Below are 25032 nucleotides of genomic sequence, written 5' to 3' on the forward strand. Positions count from 1 at the left end.
TTATCTCCGGCTGCCGAACAGTTTCTTGCCGATCCGTGACAAGATGCCGGGTTCAAGGGACGGGTCGATGATTGTTGGTTCGACGGAGAAGTCCGTGCCGCGGTCAGTGACAGGACGGCGCCGGTTCTTCCAATCCACGGACTTGAATTCCGGGTTGTAGATCGGGGGACTCACGCCGTCAGCGCGGAAGATGTCCCACATCCACGGAGGGATGTAGTCTACGGTTCGCGGGTAGGCGAGGAGTTGTTGGGCCCACGTGGCGGCATCTGCCGGTTCACCACCCGGATACCAGCGTCCGTTGGTCATCCTTTCAAGGTGTTCCTCATCGAAGATGTGCAGTTGTCCGGGTTGACTCGGGAACACATGAACTTCTGCTGTTGTCCAGGTTCCAACACCGGGCGAGTAGGCCCTCGTCCGACACTCATCCAGCCAATCGTCGAGTGCTTGAGCCGAAAAATCCTCGTCGAAGTTGTTGTTTTTGTACGTCGTCTTACCTTCAGTAACCACATGACCGTAACCAAACGTGTATGTCCGGTAATGAACCAAGACGCGGACTACCTCATCCGTCCCGAGGGCAAAACCTGAGGAACCGTAAGCTTCATCTGCCAAGCGCTCAAGGCCCGCAATAACAAATGGATCGGAATTAAGTCTCAAGGAATCCACCAATTCAGCCTACTTTGGCCTCACGTATGGCGTTGAATCTACCGGAAATAGATCGCTGTGCTGCGACGGTGTGGCTCGACCGTGCGTGTCCGGGTACGCGGCTTCTAGGGGCCGGCAATAGCTTCAATTCGCAGGTGAGGTCAGTTGGCTCGCCGGACATCAGGTCGCTTCTCACTTTCGTGATGACCTTCATTTAGGTCCATGAAAGTTGTTGCTCTCGTTGATCTAATTAGGTGTGCCCTTGCGGCGGTATAGCCACTCACGCTGGGGGATAGTCTACGTGGACTGGCATCCGCCAAAGGTGCCGACACGGGTCTCGCACTCAGGAGTGGGCGCCGAAGAGTTTCTTGCGGATTCGTGAGAAGACACTGAGTTCCAGAGATGGGTCGATGACAGTTGGTTCGACGGAGAAGTCGGTGCCGTGGTCAGTCACAGGACGGCGCCGGTTCTTCCAGTCAACAGACTTGAATTTTGGGTTGTAGATCGGGGGAGTCACGCCTTCAGCCTGGAAGATGTCCCACATCCAGGACGGGATATTGTCTGCAGTACGAGGGTAGGCAAGGAGTTGTTGGGACCATGCCTGCGCTCCTGCTGGCCCACCACCCGGTGGCCAGTTTCCCTGGGCATCCCTTTCAACTCGTTCTTCATCGTACAGATCCAGAATCCCCGGCTTGTCGGGATATACATGAACTTCAGCCGTGGTCCAGGTTCCTGCGCCCATCGAATAAGCTCTTATGCGGCATTCATCAAGCCATACATTGAGGGCGGCGTCCGAGAAACTATCCGAGTCCGTCCTGCCTGTGAAAATCACTTCGTCACCCGAAATCATATGCCCATAGCCGAGTGTGTCGGATCCTCGATGAATTAGAACATGGAAAACTTCTTCCATTCCGTTTGCAAAGCCATTCGGACCAAATGCTTCATTGCTTAGTTGCTGTAGGCCAGACTGGACGAAAGGATCATTGGTCATGTTGGTCGGGGTCATTGATTCCTACTTTCACTAGAAACATTGCAGAGAATTTGCTCATGCGGTCTTTCGCCGCCGAAGTAGAATTTCAGGTTGACTCTTTTAGGCGGACCGGTCCTATCGGGCTCGTGCAAGTCTAAGGACCAGTGTAAATCTACCGGGCTTCCGGCCTCTAATGTCGACTTAACTCGGCGGATTACGCACATCTCACTCGCATGGAATTCGCCTTAACCCCGGTTCTGCCACTCATGCTGAGGAAAGAGCCGGGCTTTTTTCCGATGAAACCGAGGCTGAGGGGCTTGCTGGCCGCCGTCTACTTCAGCAACAACGTTGTAGGTCGCAGTCGGCATGGGTTTCATCAGTTCCGGTGACCATGCGCGTATCGCGCCCGCGTAGGTGTCGATCCTGGTCACTGTTGTTGCACTAAGCCCGTAGTCCATGCGGACTCGCATCCGCCAAGGATGCCGACAAGTGCAGAGCTTGTACGTGTCGGGTTTCGCGTCTCAGGAGCGGCTGCCGAAGAGTTTCTTGCCGATCCGTGACAAGACACCGGGCTCCAGGGAGGGACCAATGACTGTTGGTTCGACGGAGAAGTCCGTGCCGCGGTCAGTGACAGGCCGTCGCCGGTTCTTCCAGTCAACGGACTTGAATTCCGGGTTGTAGATCGGCGGCGTCACGCCTTCTTCCCGGAAAATGTCCCACATCCACGAAGGGATGTTGTCTACGGTTCGCGGGTAGGCAAGATATTGCTGAGCCCACGCGGTTGCGTTGGCCGGCTCACCGCCCGGGAACCAACTCCCGTCGCTCATCCGTGGTAGTTGCTCTTCGTTGGAAAAACGAATGTACCCAGGCCGGTCGGGAAGTACATGCACCTCTGCTGAGGTCCAAGTTCCTCGTCCGGGGGTATACGCGAGCACCCTGACTTCCTTCAGCCATTTGTCGATAGCGTCACGCGAAAAGTCGTCCTCGAAGGTTCGTCCCTTGTAAATCACTTTGTCGCCGGAGAGTTTGTGCCCGTACCCAAATGACCCGGATGCCATGGTTACAAAGACGTGAACGACCTCATCCATGCCGTGTGCAAATCCTGTGGGATTGAAAGCTTCCTTGGCTAGTTTCTCCAAGCCGGCAAGCACGAAGGGGTTTTCATTCAGTTCGAGAGCACTCACTGTGTCATCCGATCTGTCGGTTCGGAGAGATTATTAAATTCCCTTCGCACAGAGAGCTCGTCGCCGAACGTGTAGGCCAAATCCAGCGAATCAGGTGTAGCGCGATCTCCAGAGGCGAGCCTCATCTCCAACGTCAGATCTACAGGCTTGCCAGCTTTCAAGTCGCGCTTCACGAGACCAATGACCTCCATTTTGGCCATGTGAAAGTTGTTGTGCTCGTCGATTTCATTGGGTGTGCCTTCAATCCGGTTCTGCCACTCATGCTGGGGGAAGCAGCCCGGCTTTCTCGCCAATGACTTCGGCGACGACGTTGCAGGCGCTTCACGCCAGCGTAGGTGTCGATCTTGGTCACTTTCCTGCACTAACCCTGAGTCCAAAAGGACTCGCGTGCGCCCGGGGTGCCGAAACGTGCAGAGTTTGTATGTGACGGGTTTCGTCCCTCAGGAGCGGCCGCCGAAGAGCTTCTTGCCGATCCGTGACAAGACACCGGGCTCCAGGGAAGGATCGATGACGGTTGGTTCGACGGAGAAGTCAGTGCCGCGGTCAGTGACGGGGCGGCGCCTGTTCTTCCAATCAACGGACTTGAATTCCGGGTTGTAGATCGGGGGTGTCACGCCCTCCGTGCGGAAGATGTCCCACATCCACGAAGGGATATTGTCCGCAGTGCGAGGGTAGGCAAGGAGTTGCTGCGCCCACGCGGTTGCGTTGGCCGGCGTACCGCCCGGGAACCAACTCCCGTCGCTCATCCGTGGTAATTGCTCTTCGTCAGAAACACGAATGTACCCAGGCCGGTCGGGCAGTACATGCACCTCTGCTGAGGTCCAAGTTCCTCGTCCGGGACGATATGCGAGCACCCTGACTTCCTTCAGCCATTTGTCCAGAGCGTCGCGCGAAAAGTCGTCCTCGAAGGTTCGTCCCTTGTAGATCACCTTGTCGCCGGAGAGTTTGTGCCCGTACCCAAATGACCCGGATGCCATGGTTACAAGCACGTGAACGACCTCATCCATGCCGTGTGCAAATCCTGTGGGATTGAAAGCTTCCTTGGCTAGTTTCTCCAAGCCGGCAAGCACGAAGGGGTCTTCATTCAGTTCGAGGGCACTCACTGTGTCAGCCTATCTGTCGGTTCGGAGAGATTGTTAAATTCTCTTCGCACAGGAAGCTCGTCTCCGAACGTGTAGGCCAAATCCAGCGAATCAGGTGTAGCGCGATCTCCAGATGCCAGCCTCATCTCCCACCCCAGATCTACAGGCTTGCCAGCTTTCAAGTCGCGCTTCACGCGACCAATGACATCCATTTCGACCTTATGGAAGTTGTTGCTCTCGTTGACCTCATTGGGTGTGCCTTTGCCGCGGTTCTGCCACTCATGCTGGGGGAACAGCCCGGCTTTCTCGCCGATGAAGCCGAGGGCCGAGGGGCTGGCGTGGCCACCGTCGTAGCCTGGGCCGCCCAGCCGACCAGCCTTGAGTTGCTGGTAGCCGTTGCGGTTGGAGTTTCCGGCGAGGGTGGAGACGATGTGGCCCTTTGCCGATGCAAGATGGGCGTTTTGATCCATAACGAGTGTGAAGGTGTTTTGTAAGCCGCCGTCGACTTCGGCAACAACGTTGTAGGTCACGTTCGGCATAGGCTTCATCAGTTCCGGTGACCACGCGCGTTTCACGCCCGCGTAGGTGTCCACCCTGGTCACTTTGCCTGTTTCGTCGGTGTAGTACTTCTCGATGGTTGCGGCGTTGACTCCGCCGGTGTTGTCCTTCATCAAACGCCGGTTTTCAATGACGTACTCGGTGTTCGGCTTGAGGTTGGTGCGAGCGGCGAAGTTTTCCTTGCGGTGGATCGGGAATTCGATATCGCCGTGTCGCAGAGTCACGGTGTCGGTGATGTGCTCTGGTTTGGGGAACTTCGTCTCCATGGTGGAGGTGAATGTACTTGCGGGTGCGTGGCTCCCGGATGTCCTTGGCGGGGTGAACGCGGGCTGGTTGTTCTCCTTGATTGAACCCGCGATGCTATCCAGCTTGTCGGCCATTGCGGTGTGGCCTCCGGTGCGCATCAGGACGCCGTCGGGATTGGGAATCACGGCTCGGGAGAAGGCCTCGTCCATTCTCCGGAAACCGTGGGCAGCGCCAGAAAGGCTGTTGGCGGCCGTGTTCTTCACCCCGGAGACCAATCCGTCCTGCGCCTTGGTGACAAGGTTCCAGCTACCCACGCTGGCCTTGGTAAGCGCTCCCTGGACCTTCGCAGTGGTGTTGGGGGCAAGGATGTCGGAGACTTTCAGAGCCAGGGAGCCCGGCTTGTCAAGGAATTGGCCGGTCTTGAGGAGCACACTGGACGTGGCACTCAGCCTGGCAGAAAAGGCTGCTAAGCGTGCACTGTCCATCGTTGCGATGCTCAGGTGCTCGGCAGCGAGCCCTGCCTTGCTGGCCAAAGTTCCGCCCTTCACCGCTGCGCCGGCCCCGACGCCGATAACCGTGCTGCCGATGTTGAAAGTGGCACCGCCGATGGCCCAACCGACGTTGGTTTCACCATCCTTGAGATGGATGAACGCGGAAGGAAGGGAACCAAAAAGGTCTTGTGCTTCCCGGATCTTTTGACCCTCGCGCTTCTGGTATTCCTTATCGTCCAAGTGCCAGAGCGAGGCGATCAGGGTCCCCGCTGCCCCAGCCATGGCATTGATGCCGCCGTAGGTAGCATCACGTTTGTCTTCGTTGGTCCATGGATTGAACGACCAGACGCCGTCGACGAGTTCGACGGCGCCTGCGCCGATGCCCTGCATCAGTCCCAGGACATCGTGAGGCCGGTACACAACGGTTTTATTTCCCCAGGGACGTTGCTCGTCATGCTGGATTCCAAAAAACGAACCGGCGTCGTAGAGGATTTCATCCACCACGCTTCCGGACCGAAGGTCGGACTCCTCGGGGAGGTCCACCCGGTGAACCTGTCCGCCCGAGACTTCAGCCAAGGACGCTGCGCAAGTGTTCTGGGCGGCGAAGTACTCAGAGCGGATGGCCTCAACGTCGGAAGACAACCGATTTCGTATGGCCGTCAGGTCTGAGTCACCAGTCCAGTGTCGCTGCTCGTGAGTGGTAATTTGCTGACCACCCTGGGTGATGGTCGTTTTTTCAACCGACGTTGGGAACGCGTCGATGTCGGCGTCCAGAGCGTGTACGGCCCGGCCGTAGGCCTCCAAACGCAGCTTCAAATCCCTGCAGACACCGGAGAAGGTCTCGAGTGCTGCGGCTGTGGAGCTCGCCGTGCTTTGTACCCGCTGCGCGGTCGGCGTCAGGTGGTCAAAAGCGGACAGCACAGTGGCGGATTCGTCGGCGGTGTAGTGGGCCGAGAGGCCCCGCCACGCTCCCGTGGTGTTGGTGAAACTGACAAGGTAGTCCTCTGCGTGCTGGCGCAGTGACTTGGACGCGGTGTCGAGAGTATCAACATCCGGGAGACGAAAGCCTCCGGAAGGGTCCAGCCCGGACGAGCCCGTCTGGACGCACACTTCAGGGGTTAGAGCCATCTGTCCTATTCCTTCAACGCTTGCGCCGGACCGCCGTGCACGGGAGCGGGTGCGGCGGTCTCGGCCAAGGCGGCGTTGCGTTGTGCAGCGCTGGCCATGGCCAGGTCCCCTTGCTGGTAGAAGGCCAGGGCCTTGGCGGTGGACGTAAGGATGGTTTCGGACCGGCCGGCCACTTCTCCGGCGGACGGTGTAAGCCCGAGGACCACTACGTCGTTGAGTGCATTGAGGACCACTGCAGCGTCACCGGGGATCGACGCAGCGGCCTGCTCGAGTGCTTTGCCCATCCCCTCCAGCGAGGGTTGCGAAGCTTCGACGTGGGAGGCGGCTGCCTTCAGTGTTGAGGCGGCGCCGGCCATGTCGATGTTCCAGACAGCCATCAGAAATCCGGTGGGTTAGCCGATGCCTTGCACGGCGTTCCGTGCGGCGGTCGCAGCGGTGGTGGCGGTCTCGTCGGTTTGGGCGAGGGTGGAGCGGACCAGCGCGACGATGGCCCGGACTTCGGAGGCGGCGGAGGTCCACCGGGCCTCGACCGCCTGGTATTCGGCGTCGACCCCGTCGGCGCGGAAGTCGGCCATGGCGTGGCTCACGTCCTGCTGCCGGGCGGTGATGAGGTTCTCCAACTGCGCAGCCAGGGCTTGGATGTCGGATTGGACCTGGGCGGAGACGTTCGTGTCGTAGGCAATGCGGCTCATGATGGGTTAGGCCCTTCCCTGGAAGCGTGCGGCGTCGAAGTTCGCGGACCCCTCTGAGCGGCGGGCCGTGTCGGAGGCGGCCTGGTCGCCTTGGGTGAAGGCGGTGTCCATCCCGGACTGGCCCTGCACGATCGCGCCCAGTGCGGTGTTCAACTCCGAGGCGACCAGGTCGGAGCGGTTCTTGAAGGAGTCGAACGCGGCCTTGCCTGCGCCGCTGAACTTTCCTTCCAGCGGGGTGACGGCGTCCACGAAGCGGCGCACCAACGCACCGAGGTCCTGATGCGAAGCATCCGTTTGCTTACCCAGGGTGGCGAGCGTCTGCGCACCCATATCGAAAATAGCCATGAGGTCCCCCAATTGAAGACAGTTCTGTTCCGCTGAACCAGCGGACGACCTTATCCAGCATGGTGACAAGCGTTGGTTATGTCCAGTCGATGAAGTAAACATGATCCATAAACATGATGACTTAATAGTCATACGGCTGGATTTCCACAGGGCGGGTTGCCATGACTTGCGCTGGCGGATCAATGGCGGGATAGGTTTAAGGGCTGTGGCACCCCAGCTGAGCGGTAGCCACGACGATGCCCGAATGGGGGAGTGTACTTGGCTGAAGACTACGATTCCCGTCTGCTGGAGTCCGCACGCGTGCGTAAGCACAGGCTCGATGATGCGCTGTTGTTCGGGCAGAATCCGCAGGAACGCACCTACAAGTCCGCTACCGCCAGGCTGATGCAGTCGCTCCTGATTGCCGCGCTGGTCGCGGCCGTTTGCGTCGGCTTCAGCTTCGTCCAGCACCTCCTCAGCGAGCAAGCAGCCAAGCAGCCCCCGGCGTCCTCAGCTACAGCCGTGACCATGACCGAAGGAACCGTATGAGCACCGCCCTCAGCAGGGTGACGGTGATGGCCGCGCACCGTCACCTGGACCTGCGACTTCCGTCGGATGAACCCATTGCAACCCTGCTGCCGCAGATCATCACCATGATGGCGGACCCCGGTGACGCCGAAAGCCAGCATTCGCCCGGAAGCCTGCAGGTGGTGACCACGTCCGTCCTCACTACCAGCCTCGGCTCCACGTTGGAAAGCTCCGGCTCTCTTCGCGAGGCTGGAATCCAGGACGGCTCGGTGCTCTACCTTCGCGATGAGCGTGACGTGCCGGCCGCCCCCGACGTGTACGACGTTCCTTCGTTTGCCGCGGAATCGCTGGAACGCATGCAGGCGTTGTGGAAGGGGCGGCTGAGGACCGTCGGCTTGTCGGCGGTCTCCGCCCTGCTCTTGGCGGCGGCGGCCAGTTCGTTTGTACTGCTGCTTCGTTCCATCGGAAATAGCACGGCAGCACTGACCGGCATCGCCATTGCCGCCGCACTCATGGTGGCCGGCGCTGTGCTTGGGCGGACACGCTCCACCCCGGGAGGCCTGTCCCTGCTGACGGCCGGTTTGGCCACCGCAGCCGCCACGAGCTCAATCGTGGTTCCGTTCGCGACCGGTTCGCTGCTCTTCGCAGCGGCCTTGGTGCTTGCCATGGCAACAGGGGCGTTGGCGACAGGAAACTATACTCCGCTCCTCTCCAGCGCGGGATTGCTCCTTGGCCTGGGTGGCTTGTGGGCCGTCCTGGGCCTCGTGACGCGGGACCAACCCCTTTCCGCAGGGATCGTGGGGGTCCTGGCAATCTTCGCGCTGGGCATTGCGCCCCGGCTCGCTACTGTGCTCACGGGACTCGGCGCCCTGGACGACGACCAGCGCCAAGGCAAGCGAATCACCCGGAACACCACCCTCGATGCCATCCACGCTGCCCACGCCACGCTGACCGGCTGGACGCTGACGGCGGCGGTGGTCGCAGGAACTGCCGCACTGGTTGTGGCGACGGCGCGGGACAGGTCCGTGTGGGCCGTCCTCCTCTCGGTGTCGCTGCTCGGGGCTTTGACGCTCCGCGGCCTGGCGCTCCCGCTGTTTGCCCAGCGTGCCGGTGTTTACCTCGCGGCCGCAGGAGGCTGCTGGGGCACCACGTATGTTCTGGCTGTGGCTGCCAAACAACCCTTCATGCTGGCCGCTGCGGCGGCGGTGGCCCTCCTCGTGTTGCTTGCCTCGATGCTCACGGTCCGCGAACAGACTGCCGCCAGCCTTCGCGTCGTGGCGTCGCGTCTTGAACTGATCTCCATCCTCGCCGCCGTGCCGCTGGTCCTGGGCCTCTCAGGCGCCTACACACAGTTGGGACATACCTTTGGCTGAACAACCACGCACCGGCTTCCCGTTCCACGAACCGGGCGGCAAAAGAACACGCACGACGACGGCGGGCGGCTTTCCGGGTATGGCCGGCTCCCCTGGGAGCCGGCCTGCGGTAGACGACGTGCCTGGCCCTCCAACAACCGCCCTGGCTACGCCGCCGCAAGCGCCCGTGACGACAGCAGCCCCGTCATTGCCGCCGCTCGCACCGTCCGGTTCGCTGCCGCCGTCGGGCGTTGCTCCTTCCGAGCCGGCCACCATGGCGAAGGCGTCCAGGAAAGGCGGCGATACCTGGTGGGAACGCGTTCGTTTCGAGGTCACCGATGCCGTGACCTCCGGATCATTGTCCGAGCGGTTGATCCGGGCCAGTTCGGCCGTGGAAGCTCCCATCACCACGGGGCGCCGGGTGGTGGTCCTGGGAACGGCCGGGGGAGCTGCCACATCCACCGTGACGGCGTTGCTCGCAAAGCTCCTGGGAAGCATCCGCCAGGAACCGGTCATGGCTGTGGATGCCACGGACCTCCACGGCCGTCTCTTGAAATACCTCGGTGTGGAGGAAACGGCCCTGCTGTCTGACTTGATGCGGCAATACACGGCCCAACCCGTCAGGACATTGCCGGATGCCGTTGCTGCCGCCGGCACTAGTGGAAACAGGGTTTTCGCGGTGGGACGCGGCGACGTGCCAGCCGCAGCGGATGCGCCGATTGGCCTGCAGGAATGGACCGACGTCTCGGCCACGCTCTCGCGATTCATGGCCGTCACGATCGTCGACGGCGGTGCCTCACCTTTCTCACGGCACGCCGCGGCCCTGCTGGACAGCGCGCACGCAGTGGTCCTTGTCTCGCCGGTGGGCGCGGACCCGGCCAAGCTGCAGGAGATGAGGGAAGACCTGATGGGCTCCTATCCCGACGTGCAACAGGTGCACGTCACCGTGCACTCGCGGCAAGGCCACGGTGGTGCGCTCGCCGACGGCGTGCTGCCCTTTGACCGGCACCTCGCCTCAGCAGGAACCCTGCAGCTTGGCAAACTCGGAGCGCGGACCAGGATCGCAGCCACCGAACTCGCCGGCAAGGCACTCATGGCCGCGAACGGGGCGTGACCCCATGACCACCCGCCTGGTTCACCGCCCTGCCCGCACCACGCTCCCGGAACAGCCGCCCGAAGCCGCGGTCATTGATGCACCTCCCCAGCTGGCCAGCGGTGCCGGAGGAATGAACCTGCTGGCCCTGGTGCCCATGCTCGGCGCGGCTACGTCAGTGACAGTGATGATGTTGTTCCGTGGTTCGTCCTTGGCCGGGATCGGTGCGCTCATGATGGTTGCCACTGTGCTGGCTTCCGTGGTCCTCATGTTCTCGCAGCGCGGCAAGGCCACCCGGCAACGGGCCTCCAAGCGCAGGCTGTACATGGACTACCTTCGACGCCGCCGCAGCGACTTCGAGGCAGATGAACAAGCTGCCCGGACCAAGGCAAACGCGGCCCACCCACGGGCCGACGTGCTTGTCCAGGCCGTGGTGAACCACCCGCACCGGCTGTGGGAACGGCGACGGACAAGTCCGGATTTCCTCGTGACCCGCTTTGGAACGGGCAGCGTGCCCCGCCGCAGGATCACCGTCCAGGACAGCGGAGACGCCGTCGAACGGCCCGATGCCTTCATGCTGTCCGAAGCTGAGCAGCTCCGCGGGCGGTTCGCGGCCAATCCGGACATGCCCCTCACCTTGCCACTGGCCGCGGCCTCTGAAATATCGATCGTGGGGGACAGGGCAACGGCCCTCGACATCTGCCGCAGCCTGCTGTGCCACCTCGCGTCAGCGCAATCACCGGAGGACGTTGAGCTGGCCATCCTGGCCGGGAACCACGAGGCCGAGGATTGGGAGTGGGCCAAGTGGCTGCCCCATCTGCAGGACCGCGGATCGCTGCGCCGGGCGTCCACTCCAGCAGAATTGGCCCTTCTCCTGGAAGGTCCCTTGGCCGTCCGCTTGGCCGTCATGAACAGCGCAGCACGCAATTTCCAACAGGTGGCTCCCGACGCCCTTCCCCGCTTGATCGTTATCTCGGATCGTCCGGGGCACAACGCCGCCTCCCTTCCCGGAATGCCGTCGGACATGCCTGCGGCGAGGCTGGCCGTCACCCGGATCCATCTGTTGGCCGAACAACAGCAGGAGCCGGAACGGGTGGATCTGCGGCTCCGGGCCGCTCCGGACGAGGTCACCCTTGAATGGACGGCTACGGGCCAAACCATCCGTGGCACAGCGGACAAAGTCCCGGCGGTGGTGGCCGACTCCGTGGCCCGGGCGCTCGCTCCGCTCCGGCTGTCCGAACTGTCCCACGAATTCGGGGAGCACAGGTCTTCGCGGAGCTACGCCGAAGCCCTGGGCTTGGCCGATTACACCGTTGAGGAGATGCTGAACCTGTGGAAGACACCTCGGGGTGCTGACTTCCTCCGAGTGGCCATCGGCGAGGACGAGGACGGCACGCCCGTCCACCTCGACCTGAAGGAACCGGCCCGGCAGGGCATGGGACCGCATGGACTGTGCGTGGGTGCCACGGGCTCGGGAAAGTCGGAGTTGCTGCGGACCATAGTCCTCTCCTTGATCGCGACGCATCCGCCGGAAGACCTGACCATGGTCCTGGTGGACTACAAGGGCGGCGCTACTTTTGCGCCCTTCGAGCAGGCGCCGCATGTCTCTGGGCTTGTCACCAACCTGGTCAGCGACGCGGGCCTCATCGACAGGATCTACTCCAGCCTGGCCGGAGAAGTGAAGCGTCGGCAGGAGCTGCTGAAGAACGGCGGCGACTTCGCCCACATCAACGATTACCGCGAGGCCCGGAAACGGCGTCCGGGGGACCCTGCGCTCGCGGAGCCGATGCCCTACCTGTTCGTGTGCATCGATGAGTTTGGCGAGCTCCTCACCGCCCGGGCGGACTTCATCGACCTCCTGCTGTCCATCGGCAGGATCGGGCGGTCCATCGGCATCCACCTGCTCCTGGCGTCGCAGAAAGTGGAACAGGGCATGCTGCGCGGCCTGGACACCTACCTGGCCTACCGGATCGCCCTGCACACCAACTCGGAGATGGAAAGCCGCACCATCATCGACGTCCCGGACGCCTACCACCTGCCCAGCACCCCCGGCCATGGCATCCTCAAGGTGGATACCTCGGTGTTCAAGCGGTTCCGTGCAGCTTATGTTTCGGGTCCCTTGCCTTCTGCTGACAACGACGCCGGCAGCTTGGTTCCAGAGGCTGTCCCCGTCCGTACCTTCCGCCTGTCGGACGACGCCAATGCCCCGCCGTCCGTGCCGGCGGCGGCGACTACCCCTGCGCCGGCTAGCCCTGCGCCGTCGTCGCCTGGCCACTCCGAGCCCCGTGACGCCGACAGCGCGACCATCCTTTCCGCCGTCGTTGGTTTCGCGGCGGGGCAGCCACGCTTGACCCAGCCTGTATGGCTGCCGCCGTTGCCCTTTGCTGTCTCCTTCTCCGAAACCGGTGCTTCCTTGGACCTCACGTCCACGGGACCACGGCTGGCCCAGCCCCGGTACCTGAGCCCCGCCGTTGGGATCCTGGACGACCCCGCCCGCCAGTGGCAGGGGCCGTGGCACTTGGACCTGGCCGGCCGCGGCGGCAACCTGGCCGTCCTCGGCGCCCTGCAAAGCGGGAAGTCGACGGCGCTGCGTACCATCGCGGCGTCGTTGGCGCTGAGCCACAGCGTGGCTGAGGTCAACCTTTACGCGGTGGACTTGCTCGGTAACTCCCTGGCGGGGCTGGCGGAGTTGCCGCACTGCAGCGGTGTTGCAGGCAGAGGGAACCGGGAACTGCTGCGGCGGACCGTGGAAGAAGTCCAAAGCCTGCTCAACGCCCGGCAAACGGTTTTCGACCGGTACAAACTCGACTCGCTCCACGCCATGCGGACCATGCGGAACAGGGGAGCATTGCCGGAACTGAGCTGCACCGACGCTTTCCTCTTCATCGACGGGTTCGGCAGCCTGGGTTCGGAGTTTCCCGAGCTTGAAGAAGCCGTGGACGACGTCATGATGCGCGGCAGCACCTTGGGCGTCCACGTGGTTGTCAGCGCCCGGAACTGGTCCGACATCAAGATGAACCGGCAGTCGCTGCTCGGAAACAGGATTGAACTGCACCTGACCGATCCGGCCGACTCGATGGACCGCCGGCTTGCGGGCAGTATCGGTGCGGATCGCCCCGGCCGGGCACTGACCAGGGAAAAGAAGATCGGCCACTTCGCACTGCCGTCGTTGGAGACCGAACCTGACCGCGACAATGCCGGGCAGGAACTGGCTGCCCTCGCTGGCACGCTTCGGAAGTACGCCTCCACGAGCGCTGCGCCTGTGCGGGTCCTGCCCCGCCTGGTGGGTCTGCCCGGGAACCACGACGCTGCGCCAGGCACCATCGCGCTGGGGCTCAGGGAGCACGACGGCGGTACGGAGAACCTTGAGCTGTTCGGCACGGACAGGGGAGCCATTGTGGTGGGTGATCCGGAGACCGGCCGCACCAACCTCCTGCGGAGTGCCGCAGCCCAATTGATGGCCACCCACGAGCCCAGTGACTTGGTGTTTGCCGTCTTCGACCCGCGCCAGCAGTCGCAGGGGTTCATCCCGGACGACTACCTGGGCGAATACGCGGCCAACAGCCACCGGGCCTCTGAACTGGCCGTGTACCTCTCGGACCAGGCAAAGGAACGGTTGGGCGACGGCTCCAAGGAACCCCTGCGCAAACCCAGGATCGTGCTGCTGGTGGACGACTACGACATCCTCGTAGCCACCGGCAACCAACCGCTCCACGCGTTGGCCAGCTACTTGCCGTCCGGAGCGGATATCGGTTACCACGCCATGGTCACCACCAGGACCAGCGGGAGCAGCCTGCTGATCCATGACACCTTCATCGCAGGAACCAGGGCGTCCGGTGCTCCCGTGATCATGTTCTCCGGGGACCGCAGCGAAGGCGCGGTGGCCAGCGGCATCCGGCCCGTGCCCCTGCCAACCGGCCGGGCAAGGGTTGTCCGGACTGGTCGCCCACCAACCACCATCCAGTCCTTCCACCACAACGAGGTGCAAACCCATGAGCTATGACTTCCACCTGATCTGCGAAGAAGATCCGCGGAAAGAGCGCTTCGCTTATGCCGCGGGGGAGTTCGAGAACAAGTTCACCTATGAGAAAGCCAAGGATTCCCAAGACTTGATCCTGAGCCTCGCTGGCGAAGCCTTGGGCCTCATCACCGAGCCCATCCCGGTTCCGCAGAGCGAGCTCCGTCGGCTCTTCGGCGACGACGTAGCCACGCAGTTGGGTGGGCAGGGCTGGGTTTCCGACGTCAACATTCCTCTTGACAAGGAAGATGCCGAGTCGGTCCGGGCCTTTCTGATGATCGCCGTGATCGGTACCAAGGGCGTGCTGATCGATCCCCAATCCCAGCAGGTGATCAACGCGGACTGGGGATCGTGAAACCGGCGCCGCTGCTTACAGTCGCAGTACACGGCCCACGGCCTTCAGTGGGGACCGGGCTGCGGAGGCAATTGGCCGAAGCCGTGGCCAACGCCCCGGATCGCTACGCCCTGGCCCTTCAGACATCTTCCGAGGCGTGCCTGAGCTATCCGCTGGTGTCTTTCCTTAGAGCGAGCGCAATCCTGTGGCTGGTGGAAGGGCCTCACGGAAAAATCAGGAATGGGCTGCTGGACCCCGTCGTCGGCTGGGACCAGGCTCCAGCGGCGAGTACCGCCGTCGTGCTTTTCGGCAGTGTGCTCCACGCCGAAGGAGGTGACCTTCCCGTGGGCGCCTTTACGACGCGGATGCTTGGGGCGTGCTCCCTGAGTCCGGAGTACATGGGACTCACGGAGCCACTGCACCAAGCGTGGGACATGGATGCCTTGACCGCTGAGCTGAAGAGGCAGGCACCGAAAGGGGTCGCCTTGGTGTCCGGCGACGGGTTTTCCGGCACCGTGAGCGCGTACCGCACTGAGGCCGGCGTGGTGGAAAACTTCGATGTCCTGCTGCCTGCCGGGCTACCGGAAGCAGATTCGGCACCGGCATTGGCAGACGCGGCCGTGGAAGCGAACGCCCAGGAAATCGGCATCGACGGTCATCGCGGGCTGGTGGACGGGTTTGTACGAGTCGGGGGAGAACGGTTCAGGGTACCCCGGCTCAGGGTATTGGGTCCCTCACTGCACCGTGGCTTACCGGAAAAGCTGGACGCGGACGTCGAGCTGCGCGGCCGGGCCCCGTTCCAGCACTTGGTTGCTGCCTTCCCTGGAGCCGTTGCTCAGACGTAGCCATCCACGATTGCCGCTGCGATCTCCTTGTAGGCCCGCCGGGTTCCCGCAGCGATCTTATCCAGGGAGATGCGGTCGCCATCGGCTACCCCGCGATCGTGCGGCACCGTAATGAGCTGCCGGCAGAACCCCGCGAGGTGTTCCTCAATGGCGCGCTTGTTGACGCGGCTGGAAACCTGGTCCTTGTCCGTCACGACGACGATTGCGTTGCGGGCCAGGTTTTCATAGCCGTGGTCCGCAAGCCACTGCAAGGTGTTCCGTGCCCTCTTGGCGCCGCTCACGGCGTACCCGGAAGCGATGACCAAGTTGGTTGCCTCGGGCAGGACGCCTGCCATGGCCGGGTGTGAGACGCCGGTGCCACAGTCGGTGAGCGTCACCGAGTAATACTGCGAAACGAGCTGTTTGATCCGGAGGTATTCCCCGGCAGTCAGCGCATCCGACAAGGCCGGGTCCTGCTCGCCGGCCACCAGGTGGAGCCTGTTGGCGTGGTGCATGTAGTCGGTGAGCATGGTCAGGGAGTTGATGTGGTCGATGTCGCGGACAATATCCGTGACGGTGCGCGGTTTGACCTTCTGGTAGAGCATTTCCCCGAGTGCGCGTTCGGCCAGATCTCCGCTGTCAGGATTCGCATCAATGGCGCAGGGATGGTCTCCCCGGTACTCGGCCAGGATCATGCCGACGCCTACGGTGGTGGAGGTCTTTCCGATGCCGCCCTTCAAACTCAGGATCGCTGTGTTGAAGCTCCCTGACAGCGGGCGGGCAATCCGGCGTTCCAGTTCGGCCTCGTCCTGGTCCTTCGCGCTGGGGCCAAGGTTCACGAAGCCGCCCGTTGCCGAGTACAGGACGCTGCGGAACCCGGTGCTGGGACGCGGCTTGTCAGGCCGGACGAACTGGGTCTCCAAGTGGGCCGAAGGGGCTGCCACGGGGACGGACGGCGCCTGGATGGTCTTTTCGGCGACGGGGAAACTTCCCAGAGCCTCCGCCCGGCCATCCGGGTGGACGTGAAAGCGGCCTTCCTGTCCCTTGACGTGGTCGATGGCCTCAGCGAGGACCGGAGCGCCGGACGCCTGGGCATAGCCCGCAAGGACGGTGATGGCCGCCGAATACGGATCCGTTCCCTCGGTGGTTGAAATGGATTCTCCACCGACTGTTACCCGGCCGTCGGCGAACACTTCAACGCGTGTGGCCCCCAGTTCCATCGCTGCACCCTTCGATATTCCATACGGCGCCAAGGCGACGCCCCAACCAGAGATCCTAGCGGGGCCGGCAGACACTGGTCTTGTCACATGGCTTTCATTCACTGGCCTACTTCCCGCCACCCAAGGATGCATGGAGGTTGGCCACGCGGTTCGCCTCGTCGAAATCGATGGTGACTTTGCCGTCGTCGAACGTCAGTTCAACGACGCCCGGCGAGACGTCCGTAACCGGCCTCCCCAACCGGAACCTGGCGTAACTCTCGACGGCGCGCCGATGGTCCTCGATCATCAAGCCGGAGATGCCCTCCATCAGGCGCATCTGGAACGTCAAGGCAGACGCGGGACCCAACTGCAGGCTGTCATGGTTGTAGGTGACTACGGCCATGGAGCCGCGGCCGATGTCCGCCGTGAAATGGTTTGGCCTGCCGGTAATCAGAAGCGCGGCGGCAGCGATCTTGAACGCCACCAAGGTGGCCCCGCCCTTCGCTCCGTTGTGGCGGACCTCGTCATCGGCATACGCCGGCACGATCGCAGTGAACGGGACTTCGCCCGTGGTCAGCTCCGGAATCCTGTGGTGCTTGCCGAAATCGAGGATCTGGTCCAAGACGGCCTGCTGGGCGGGTGATGCCTCAACGTGCGGATTGGCCCACGCCCAGAGGAAGCTTTGCGGTCCGGGAGCCGCGGTTCCCAGGAAGGCGGTGTCCGAATGCTTGGAGCTGTGCCCCGCGAAATGGAACTCGAGGCTTGCGAATTGGTCCGCAGTATCCCAGCGCTGGTACTCCCACTCCTCGAAGCGGTTGTCCTGCATCTGGTGGGTTTCGAGGAACAGGACGGCGGCGTCATCGACGACGTTTTGGAAGCTGGGCACAGTCATGCGGCCACCCTAGGCATGGCTCGCTGCGGGCAGGCAAATTGCGGCTGGCGGAACTGTGGATAACCTCGTTGCCTGAGGTCAGTGCCGGTCTGCGGTGCGCGCGATGAGGGCCTGAAGGTCTTCGGCAACCTTGTCCTGGCGGGCGCTGCGCGTCAGGACGCCTGAACCGTGCTTGGGTTTCGAGGCCTGGCGCGGTTGGGAAGTCCTCGGCTGCGTGTTGCGGCGGAACGCGGCGTCGCGTGCCGTCCTCGGTTCACGCAGGGGCGCGTCGACGGTGACGGAGCCCTGCAGGGGATCGTGGAAGAGAGGGAGATTCATGGGTCCATTCCGGAAAGTGCGGGCCGCACGGGTGCAGCCTTGGAAACGCTTAAAGGGATATGAACTCTGATCCTTGCATAACTGAAAACCCGGTGATATGGACGGATGCATATCGGACTGGCATTTGCTTGTGCACTTGTCTACGGGTTTCGGGGGAGGCTAACCGATTGGCGGTGCGGTGGTCTTCCGGACGATAAGCCGCGGAGGAACGAGTATATGCTCCGACTCGCCGCGGCCCTCAATGCGGGAAAGCAGCAATTCTGCCGCCTGACGGCCCATTTGCACGCCGGATTGGTCCACCGTAGTGAGCCCAATCGGCGGGAGCGAGGCAGCGGGAACATTGTCGTATCCCACCACGGAAATGTCTCCCGGGATGTTGACGCCGGCATCGAAAAGGCCGGTAAAGGCGCCCAGGGCCGCGATGTCGGCGCCGCCGTGCAGGGCAGTTGGGCGGTGTGACCTTGCGGCAATGGAGCGCCCGGCTTCGAGACCGCTTGCGTAGCCCCAACGGCCGGGGACGTGATCGATCCACTCCGAGAGTCCGTACTTTTCCATGGCCAGGTCATAACCCCGGCGACGGACGGTCTGCGGCATGCCCGGCTCACTGTCCGGTTGGGTGTTGGCGAGCATGGAGATCCGCTCGTGTCCCAGTGAGACGAGGTGGTCGATGATGAGGGCGCTGCCCGCAATGTCGTCGCTGGCAACGGTGTCGAAGTGTTTCGCCGGACCGTGCCGCCCGAGGACTACTACCGGAATGGTGCTGCCCAGGCGTTCCAGTTCCTCATTTGGTCCGAACGGTGCGATGAGCAGGAGGCCATCCATGCGGCGGTCGACCATGGCCTCGATGAGTTTTTTCTGGGCGTCGAGCCCGTGGCGCGCTTGGCCGATGAGGACTTGGTAACCAAGTTCTTCGGCAACGTCGCGCACGCCTTCAACCAGGACGGAGAAGAACGTGTTGGAGAGGTCCACCAGGAAAACGCCCAGCGTATAGCTGTTCCCCCGCATGCCCCGGGCCAACGCCAAGGGGCGGTAGTTGAGGGCAGCCATGGATTCCTCCACCTTGGTCCTCATGGCAGGGCTGACGCCGTAGGCGTTGCGCAGGACCTTGGACACTGCCGCCCGGGACACGCCGGCATGCTCCGCGACGTCGCTGATGGTGGCGCGCTTGAGCTGCTCCGTCATTGGAAATCCCCTTCTCCACAGTGTCCCTGCACGTAATTGTAGATTGATCTACAAAAAACTCTTGGCAAGCACTGTGACATGACTTACAGTAGACAAACGTAGACCGATCTACACGATCAAACATATGGCCCAATCAGTGTGCGCAGGGTCCTTTTGAAACGTTCCACAGGCTCGCTGAGGCTGTGGCTTTACGAGGAGGTAAAGATGGCTGCTACGAGGAAACACCGCTTGGCTGCCTTGGCTGGCGGAGTGACCGTCCTGGCCTTGGCTCTGAGCGGTTGCAGCGGGGGAAGCAGTAACGCCGGTGGGGGAGAGCAGAAGACCATCACGTGGCTGGTGGACAATGCTGAAAACACCGTAAGCTCCGCCGAGAAGGTGGCTGAGGAGTTCACCGCCGCAAATCCCGGCATCAAAGTGGAAATTGAAACCCGCCCCCAGGGCGGCGACGGTGACAACATCGTCAAGACACGCCTCTCCACTGGTGACATGGCGGACGTCTTCAACTACAACACCGGGTCCCTGCTGCAGCAGATCAACCCGGAGCACAATCTCCAGCCCATCACCAGCGAGTCCTACCTCGGAAACGTTGCGGATTCCTTCAAGCCGGTGGTGACGTCCGGGAAAGAGGTTTACGGTGTCCCCTTCAGCACAGGCATGGCGGGGGCGGTGCTGTACAACAAGAAGGTCTACGAGAAGCTCGGACTCTCCATCCCCAAGACCTGGGATGAGTTCATGGCCAACAGCCGCAAGATCAAGGACGCCGGCATCGCGCCGATCATTCAGTCCTACCAAACCACCTGGACATCACAGCTCTTCGTCCTGGGGGACTTCGCGAACGTTGTGACGGCCGATCCGGACTTCCCGTCAGACTACACAGCCAACAAAGCCAAATACTCCACCAACGCCGCAGCGATCAAGGGCTTTGAGCACCTGGAGGAGGCGGGTAAGGCCGGACTCTTCAACGATGACTACGCCTCCACCACCTACCAGCAAGCCCAGGAGAAGCTGGTCAACGGTGAGGGCGCTCAGTACCCGATCCTTAGCTTCGCCATCAACAACATCAAGGTGACATACCCAGACCAGCTCAATGACCTGGGACTCTTCCCGCTCCCGGGCGACGACGCCTCCAAGAACAAACTGACGGTGTGGATGCCCGGTGGCACCTACATCCCCAAATCCACCAAGAATCTCGAAGAAGCCAAGAAACTCCAGGCCTTCATCGCCAGCAAAGCTGGCTGCGATGCGCAGACTGCCGCCGTTGGCGCTGCAGGACCATACCTGGTGAAGGACTGCGAGCTGCCGTCCGACGTTCCGAACGCAGTCAAGGACATGCTCCCGTTCTTCGAGGACGCGTCCAAGAACAGTCCGGCCCTGGAATTCCTGTCCCCTGTGAAGGGCCCGGCCCTGGAGCAGATCACCGTCGAAGTGGGATCGGGAATCCGTTCCGCTAAGGATGGCGCCGCCCTCTACGACGAGGACGTCAAGAAGCAAGCCAAGCAGCTCAACCTGCCCGGCTGGAACTGACTCCTCAACCACCAGCCGCCCGGGCGAACGGCCTGGGCGGCCCTTGGAGAACTCTCATGACACTGAACACCGCAACACCAACGACGGCGGTACGCACCGGTGCGGTGGCCGCTCCGGCCAAGCGCCGCAAGGGCAAGTCGTCCTACCCCTACTGGTTCTACCTTCCCGCAGCGGTCATCTACACGGCCCTGTTCCTGGTCCCGACAGTTGTCTCTTTCTTCTTCAGCCTGACGCGCTGGAACCTCAACGAGTTCACGTTCATCGGGCTCGACAACTTCGTGCAGTTCTTCCAGGAGCCGGCACTGATCAAGGGCCTCACCAACACCTTCATCTACGGCGTGGTGACCTCCACGCTGAAAGTGGTCCTGGGCATGCTGCTGGCAGTCCTCCTGACCTCGCAGATCATCGCCCGTGGATATCTCCGCTCGGTGATCTTCTTTCCGGTCCTGCTCAGCAGCATTGGCGTTGGCATCGTCTTCACCACTCTGATGGACCCCAACAACGGCATGATCAACCAGGGACTGGCCGCTCTTGGCATCGACGGCCCCGGCTGGCTCACGGACCCGGCCTGGGCACTGGTCTCGGTGGCCCTGGTGGATGTCTGGAAGGGTGTTGGCCTGGCCACGGTTATCTACATCGCAGGTATCGTCTCCATCCCGCAGGAGTACTTCGAGGCGGCCAAGATGGACGGCGCGAGTTCCTTCAAGAGCTTCTTCAACATCACCTTGCCCCTGGCCCGTCCCGCGACGGCCACGGTAATCATCCTTTCCCTGATCGGCGGCCTCCGTTCCTTCGACCTGATCTGGGCGATGACCAAAGGCGGCCCGGGATTTACCTCCGACGTCATCGCGTCTGTGATCTACAAGCAGTACCAAGCCGGTTTCTACGGCCTCTCCACGGCCGGAAACGTGGTCCTGTTCCTGATCGTCACGGCCATCATCCTGCCGTTGTCCATGTTCCTGAACCGCAAGGAGGTTGAACAGTGACCGCCACCCTCAAACGCTATGGCTTGGGCATTTTGGCCATCGCCCTCAGCGTCATCGTTTTTATCATCCCGCTGCTCTTCATGGTGCTGACGGCAGTGAAGGACAGGAAGCAGGCTGCAAAACTGGATTTTGCCTGGCCCACCAATTTCCAGTTCGTGGAGAACTTCACCCAGGTCCTGTCCGCCCGCAAGTTCATGCTGGTCACTGCATTCATCAACAGCACCATCCTCACCGTCGTCAGCGTGGCCATCCTGGTGGTGTTGGCGGCCATGGTGGCCTGGGTCCTGCAGCGTCGTAAGACGCGCTGGAACGGTGTTGCCAACTTCCTGATCCTCGCAGGCCTGATCATCCCGCCGGCCATCGTCCCCACCATTTGGGTCCTCCAAGGCATGGGCCTTTTCAAGACGCTTCCGGGCTTGATCCTGATCGAGGTGGCCTTTGGGCTTTCTTTCTGTGTCATGTTGTTCCGGGCCTTCATCGCTTCCATCCCCAAGGAACTGGACGAGGCCGCGGTGATCGATGGCTGCGGACCCATCAGGCTGTTCTTCCGGGTCATTTTCCCGTTGCTGCGCTCCGTGATTGTCACAGTGATCGTGGTCCAATCCGTCCACATCTTCAACGACTTCCAAAACCCGCTGTACTTCCTGCCCGGAGACGGAAACGCGACGGTGCAGCTGACGCTGTTCAACTTCCAGAGCCAGTTCACCACCAACTACAACCTGCTTTTCATGAACATCCTGCTCATCACCATCCCGCCGTTCATCATGTACCTGTTCTTCAATCGCCAGATCGTGGCAGGCATGACCGCCGGAGCAGTTAAGGGCTAAGGCGCCCACACACCGAAACCACCGACTCACCCTGCAAGGAGACTCACCCATGCCTGCCCTCGTGCAACCGGCAACCTTCGAACACCTTCCGCAAGCCATGGGGATCGGTGTCGACAAGCCACGAATTTCCTGGAAGACCTCCGCTGAACCGGGCTGGGTCCAGGAGGCCTACCAGTTGTCCGTTGCCGTCAATGGTGGAACGTGGACCAGCGCGCGGATCGAGTCCGCCGAGTCGGTCCTCGTTCCTTGGCCGGCTGAGGCACTGGGGTCGGCCCAGCGCGCGGAGATCAGCGTCCGTGTGTGGGGGACTGACGAGTCCGAACCCAGCAACTGGAGCCAGCCATCCGCCGTCGAAACCGGTCTCTTGAACCCCTCGGACTGGACGGCAACCGCGATCACGCCCGCCTGGGACGAGGATCCGGACGCGGACCGGCGCCCACCCTTGCTGCGGCACACATTCACGTTGGACCGTCCCGTCACCTCAGCGCGGCTTTACGTGACCGCCCATGGGCTCTACGAGATGGAGATCAACGGCCAAAGGGTGGGCGACGATGCTCTTTCGCCCGGATGGACGGTCTACGGCAAGAGGCTGCGGTACTACACCTACGACGTCACGGAACACCTGGCAGCAGGGGACAACGCCATGGGAGCCCTGCTCGCTGATGGTTGGTACCGGGGACGTATCGGCTTCCGGGGCGGACATGCCAACCTCTACGGAGACAAGGTTGCGCTCCTGGCCCAGCTTCAGGTGACTCACGATGACGGCAGCGTCACCGTGGTGGGTACGGACGGGACGTGGAAGGCTTCGCATGGCCCTGTCCTGTTGGCGAGCCTGTATAAGGGCGAAAAGTACGACGCCCGGGAGTGGCCGGAGGGCTGGAGCAGCCCCGGTTTCGACGACGCCGGCTGGGAGCCGGTGACCGGCGTCGAACGCGATCCCCGCACGCTGGTTGCTCCGGAAGGACCCCCGGTACGTTGCACGGACGAAGTCCGGCCGGTCAGTGTCTGGGCGTCGCCATCGGGCAAGACACTGATCGACTTCGGCCAGAACCTGGTGGGTAGGCTCCGCATCACCGTAGCCGGCCGGGCCGGGGATACCGTGACCTTGCGGCATGCAGAGGTCCTGCAGGACGGCGAGCTGTACACCAGGCCGCTGCGCGAGGCAGATGCCACGGACACGTTCACCTTGGCCGGCGGCGGAGTTGAAACGTGGGAACCGCGGTTTACCATCCACGGGTTCCGCTACGCCGAAATCACGGGGTGGTCCGGCGGTGACATCGCTGAAAACGTTGTAGCACGGGTGTACCACACAGACATGGAGCGGACCGGCTGGTTCGAGAGCTCCAATCCCGAGCTGAACCGTTTGCATGACAACGTGCTGTGGAGCATGAAGGGCAACTTCGTTGACATCCCGACGGACTGCCCGCAGCGTGACGAACGGTTGGGATGGACCGGCGACATCCAGGTTTTCGCACCCACGGCCAGCTTCCTCTACGACTGCTCGGGAATGCTGTCCTCGTGGCTCAAGGACGTGGCCGCAGAACAGCTTCCGGACGGCACGGTGCCTTGGTATGCGCCCGTGATTCCTGGCGGGAACTACTGGACGCCCATCCGGCCGGGGGCAGTCTGGGGAGACGTCGCCGTCCTGACGCCTTGGACCTTGCACGAGCGTTTCAACGACCCTGGAATCCTGGCCGCGCAGTACGAAAGCGCCAAGGGCTGGGTTGACTTGCTGGAACGGCTTGCAGGCGAAAGCCGTCTCTGGAATGGCAGCTTCCAGCTGGGTGACTGGCTCGACCCCACGGCACCCCCTGAAGACCCAACCCAGGCCATGACCGATCCACACCTCGTGGCGACGGCCTACTTCGCCTGGTCGGCGCGCCACCTTGCCAGGTCCGCCGCCGTCCTCGGGAAATCCGACGATGAACTCCGGTACCTTTCGCTGGCACGCGAGGTGGCCGCTGCGTTCGCCGCCGAGTACATCCTTGCCGATGGCACCATGACCAGCGACGCCCAGACGGCATACGCGCTCGCGATTGTCTTCGACCTCTTCCCTGATGTGGATACCGCCCAACACGCGGGCACCCGCCTGGCCCAACTGGTCAGGGCCAACCGTAACCGGATCGGAACGGGCTTCGCTGGAACTCCGGTGGTGTCCGACGCCCTTACCACGTCCGGCGAAATCGACGCGGCCTATGATCTGCTCCTTGAGAAGGAGTGTCCATCGTGGCTCTACGCTGTGGGACAGGGCGGCACTACCATCTGGGAACGCTGGGATTCCATGCTCCCGGACGGTTCGATCAACCCGGGAGAGATGACATCCTTCAACCACTACGCCTTGGGAGCGGTGGCCGACTGGATGCACCGTACCGTGGCGGGTCTCGCGCCCCTGGAGCCGGGATACCGGAAAATCCTCGTGAAGCCACAGCCCGGTGGGGGGCTCACGTGGGCATCAGCGCGGCATGACACTCCTTACGGAACCGCCTCGGTCCTGTGGCGAGAGGACGACGGCGGCCTCACCGCCGTCGTCGATATTCCCACCGGTACCACGGCGCGGGTTGAGTTGCCCGGACAGGAGGCACTCGAGGTGGGATCCGGGCGTCACGAGTTCGCGGTGGAGCGGGTCTCTTAGCCTGAT

The 25032-nt window shown here is 62.4% G+C and carries 23 protein-coding genes; 10 read left to right on the top strand and 13 right to left on the bottom strand.

Annotation, left to right across the window (positions count from 1 at the left end; genetic code table 11):
• From ACIQTZ_RS07955 to ACIQTZ_RS07995, 9 genes are all read right to left on the bottom strand, one after another.
• On the bottom strand, positions 1–663 hold the full coding sequence (locus tag ACIQTZ_RS07955) for a hypothetical protein (protein ID WP_402979250.1): 663 nt from the start codon (positions 661–663) through the stop codon (positions 1–3).
• 322 nt (positions 664–985) lie between these two features.
• A complete protein-coding gene (locus tag ACIQTZ_RS07960; protein WP_402979253.1) occupies positions 986–1648 on the bottom strand; it encodes a hypothetical protein in 663 nt (220 codons plus the stop codon).
• Positions 1649–2133: 485 nt separating this feature from the next.
• The gene (locus ACIQTZ_RS07965) at positions 2134–2700 is read right to left on the bottom strand and encodes a hypothetical protein (protein ID WP_402979256.1); all 567 of its coding nucleotides are present in this window, start codon (positions 2698–2700) and stop codon (positions 2134–2136) included.
• Positions 2701–2792: 92 nt separating this feature from the next.
• Complete coding sequence (locus tag ACIQTZ_RS07970) at positions 2793–3158, bottom strand: hypothetical protein (protein WP_402979259.1); 366 nt, start codon at positions 3156–3158, stop codon at positions 2793–2795.
• Positions 3159–3236: 78 nt separating this feature from the next.
• Positions 3237–3899, bottom strand: a complete 663-nt coding sequence (locus ACIQTZ_RS07975) for a hypothetical protein (RefSeq protein WP_402979262.1) — start codon at positions 3897–3899, stop codon at positions 3237–3239.
• Positions 3896–6301, bottom strand: coding sequence for a hypothetical protein (locus ACIQTZ_RS07980; protein ID WP_402979264.1), 2406 nt, complete (start codon positions 6299–6301; stop codon positions 3896–3898). The genes ACIQTZ_RS07975 and ACIQTZ_RS07980 overlap by 4 nt, the downstream gene beginning before the upstream one ends.
• 5 nt (positions 6302–6306) lie before the next feature.
• Positions 6307–6678: a DUF6507 family protein gene (locus ACIQTZ_RS07985; protein WP_402979267.1), complete on the bottom strand. Its 372-nt coding sequence runs from the start codon at positions 6676–6678 to the stop codon at positions 6307–6309.
• Between the two features lie 15 nt (positions 6679–6693).
• Complete coding sequence (locus ACIQTZ_RS07990; protein WP_402979270.1) at positions 6694–6993, bottom strand: pore-forming ESAT-6 family protein; 300 nt, start codon at positions 6991–6993, stop codon at positions 6694–6696.
• A 6-nt stretch (positions 6994–6999) separates the two neighbouring features.
• Positions 7000–7338, bottom strand: a complete 339-nt coding sequence (locus tag ACIQTZ_RS07995; protein WP_402979273.1) for a hypothetical protein — start codon at positions 7336–7338, stop codon at positions 7000–7002.
• A gap of 258 nt (positions 7339–7596) precedes the next feature.
• Here ACIQTZ_RS07995 and ACIQTZ_RS08000 point away from each other — a divergent pair, with 258 nt between their 5' ends.
• The 6 genes from ACIQTZ_RS08000 (at position 7597) to ACIQTZ_RS08025 (ending at position 15487) form a co-directional block, all read left to right on the top strand.
• Positions 7597–7866, top strand: coding sequence for a hypothetical protein (locus ACIQTZ_RS08000; protein WP_400333828.1), 270 nt, complete (start codon positions 7597–7599; stop codon positions 7864–7866).
• Complete coding sequence (locus ACIQTZ_RS08005) at positions 7863–9218, top strand: EsaB/YukD family protein (RefSeq protein ID WP_402979276.1); 1356 nt, start codon at positions 7863–7865, stop codon at positions 9216–9218. Before ACIQTZ_RS08000 ends, ACIQTZ_RS08005 begins: the two co-directional genes overlap by 4 nt.
• A gap of 166 nt (positions 9219–9384) precedes the next feature.
• Positions 9385–10311 carry a hypothetical protein gene (locus ACIQTZ_RS08010; protein WP_402979279.1) on the top strand — a complete coding sequence of 309 codons (927 nt, stop codon included), beginning with the start codon at positions 9385–9387 and terminating at the stop codon, positions 10309–10311.
• Positions 10312–10315: 4 nt separating this feature from the next.
• Complete coding sequence (gene eccCa / locus ACIQTZ_RS08015; RefSeq protein ID WP_402979282.1) at positions 10316–14293, top strand: type VII secretion protein EccCa; 3978 nt, start codon at positions 10316–10318, stop codon at positions 14291–14293.
• Complete coding sequence (locus ACIQTZ_RS08020; protein WP_400333839.1) at positions 14283–14663, top strand: hypothetical protein; 381 nt, start codon at positions 14283–14285, stop codon at positions 14661–14663. Before eccCa ends, ACIQTZ_RS08020 begins: the two co-directional genes overlap by 11 nt.
• A 71-nt stretch (positions 14664–14734) precedes the next feature.
• Positions 14735–15487, top strand: coding sequence for a DUF6177 family protein (locus tag ACIQTZ_RS08025; RefSeq protein WP_402979285.1), 753 nt, complete (start codon positions 14735–14737; stop codon positions 15485–15487).
• On the opposite strand, the gene ACIQTZ_RS08030 is transcribed toward ACIQTZ_RS08025, so the two are convergent.
• The 4 genes from ACIQTZ_RS08030 to ACIQTZ_RS08045 form a co-directional block, all read right to left on the bottom strand.
• Positions 15478–16686, bottom strand: a complete 1209-nt coding sequence (locus tag ACIQTZ_RS08030; RefSeq protein WP_402979288.1) for a MinD/ParA family protein — start codon at positions 16684–16686, stop codon at positions 15478–15480. The genes ACIQTZ_RS08025 and ACIQTZ_RS08030 overlap by 10 nt on opposite strands.
• 106 nt (positions 16687–16792) lie before the next feature.
• A complete protein-coding gene (locus tag ACIQTZ_RS08035; protein ID WP_402979291.1) occupies positions 16793–17557 on the bottom strand; it encodes a DUF6882 domain-containing protein in 765 nt (254 codons plus the stop codon).
• Positions 17558–17635: 78 nt separating this feature from the next.
• Positions 17636–17875, bottom strand: a complete 240-nt coding sequence (locus ACIQTZ_RS08040; RefSeq protein ID WP_400333848.1) for a hypothetical protein — start codon at positions 17873–17875, stop codon at positions 17636–17638.
• Between the two features lie 159 nt (positions 17876–18034).
• Positions 18035–19057: a LacI family DNA-binding transcriptional regulator gene (locus tag ACIQTZ_RS08045; protein ID WP_402979294.1), complete on the bottom strand. Its 1023-nt coding sequence runs from the start codon at positions 19055–19057 to the stop codon at positions 18035–18037.
• Between the two features lie 204 nt (positions 19058–19261).
• Here ACIQTZ_RS08045 and ACIQTZ_RS08050 point away from each other — a divergent pair, with 204 nt between their 5' ends.
• From ACIQTZ_RS08050 to ACIQTZ_RS08065, 4 genes are read left to right on the top strand one after another with little or no spacing between them, the layout of a single operon-like run.
• On the top strand, positions 19262–20581 hold the full coding sequence (locus ACIQTZ_RS08050) for an ABC transporter substrate-binding protein (RefSeq protein ID WP_402979297.1): 1320 nt from the start codon (positions 19262–19264) through the stop codon (positions 20579–20581).
• Between the two features lie 56 nt (positions 20582–20637).
• A complete protein-coding gene (locus ACIQTZ_RS08055; protein WP_402979300.1) occupies positions 20638–21567 on the top strand; it encodes a carbohydrate ABC transporter permease in 930 nt (309 codons plus the stop codon).
• On the top strand, positions 21564–22394 hold the full coding sequence (locus ACIQTZ_RS08060; protein WP_402979303.1) for a carbohydrate ABC transporter permease: 831 nt from the start codon (positions 21564–21566) through the stop codon (positions 22392–22394). The genes ACIQTZ_RS08055 and ACIQTZ_RS08060 overlap by 4 nt, the downstream gene beginning before the upstream one ends.
• 49 nt (positions 22395–22443) lie before the next feature.
• Positions 22444–25026 carry a family 78 glycoside hydrolase catalytic domain gene (locus ACIQTZ_RS08065; protein WP_402979306.1) on the top strand — a complete coding sequence of 861 codons (2583 nt, stop codon included), beginning with the start codon at positions 22444–22446 and terminating at the stop codon, positions 25024–25026.
• Positions 25027–25032 lie beyond the last annotated feature (6 nt).

It is taken from the genome of Paenarthrobacter sp. NPDC090520 (assembly GCF_044769205.1).
Classification (GTDB): Bacteria; Actinomycetota; Actinomycetes; order Actinomycetales; family Micrococcaceae; genus Arthrobacter.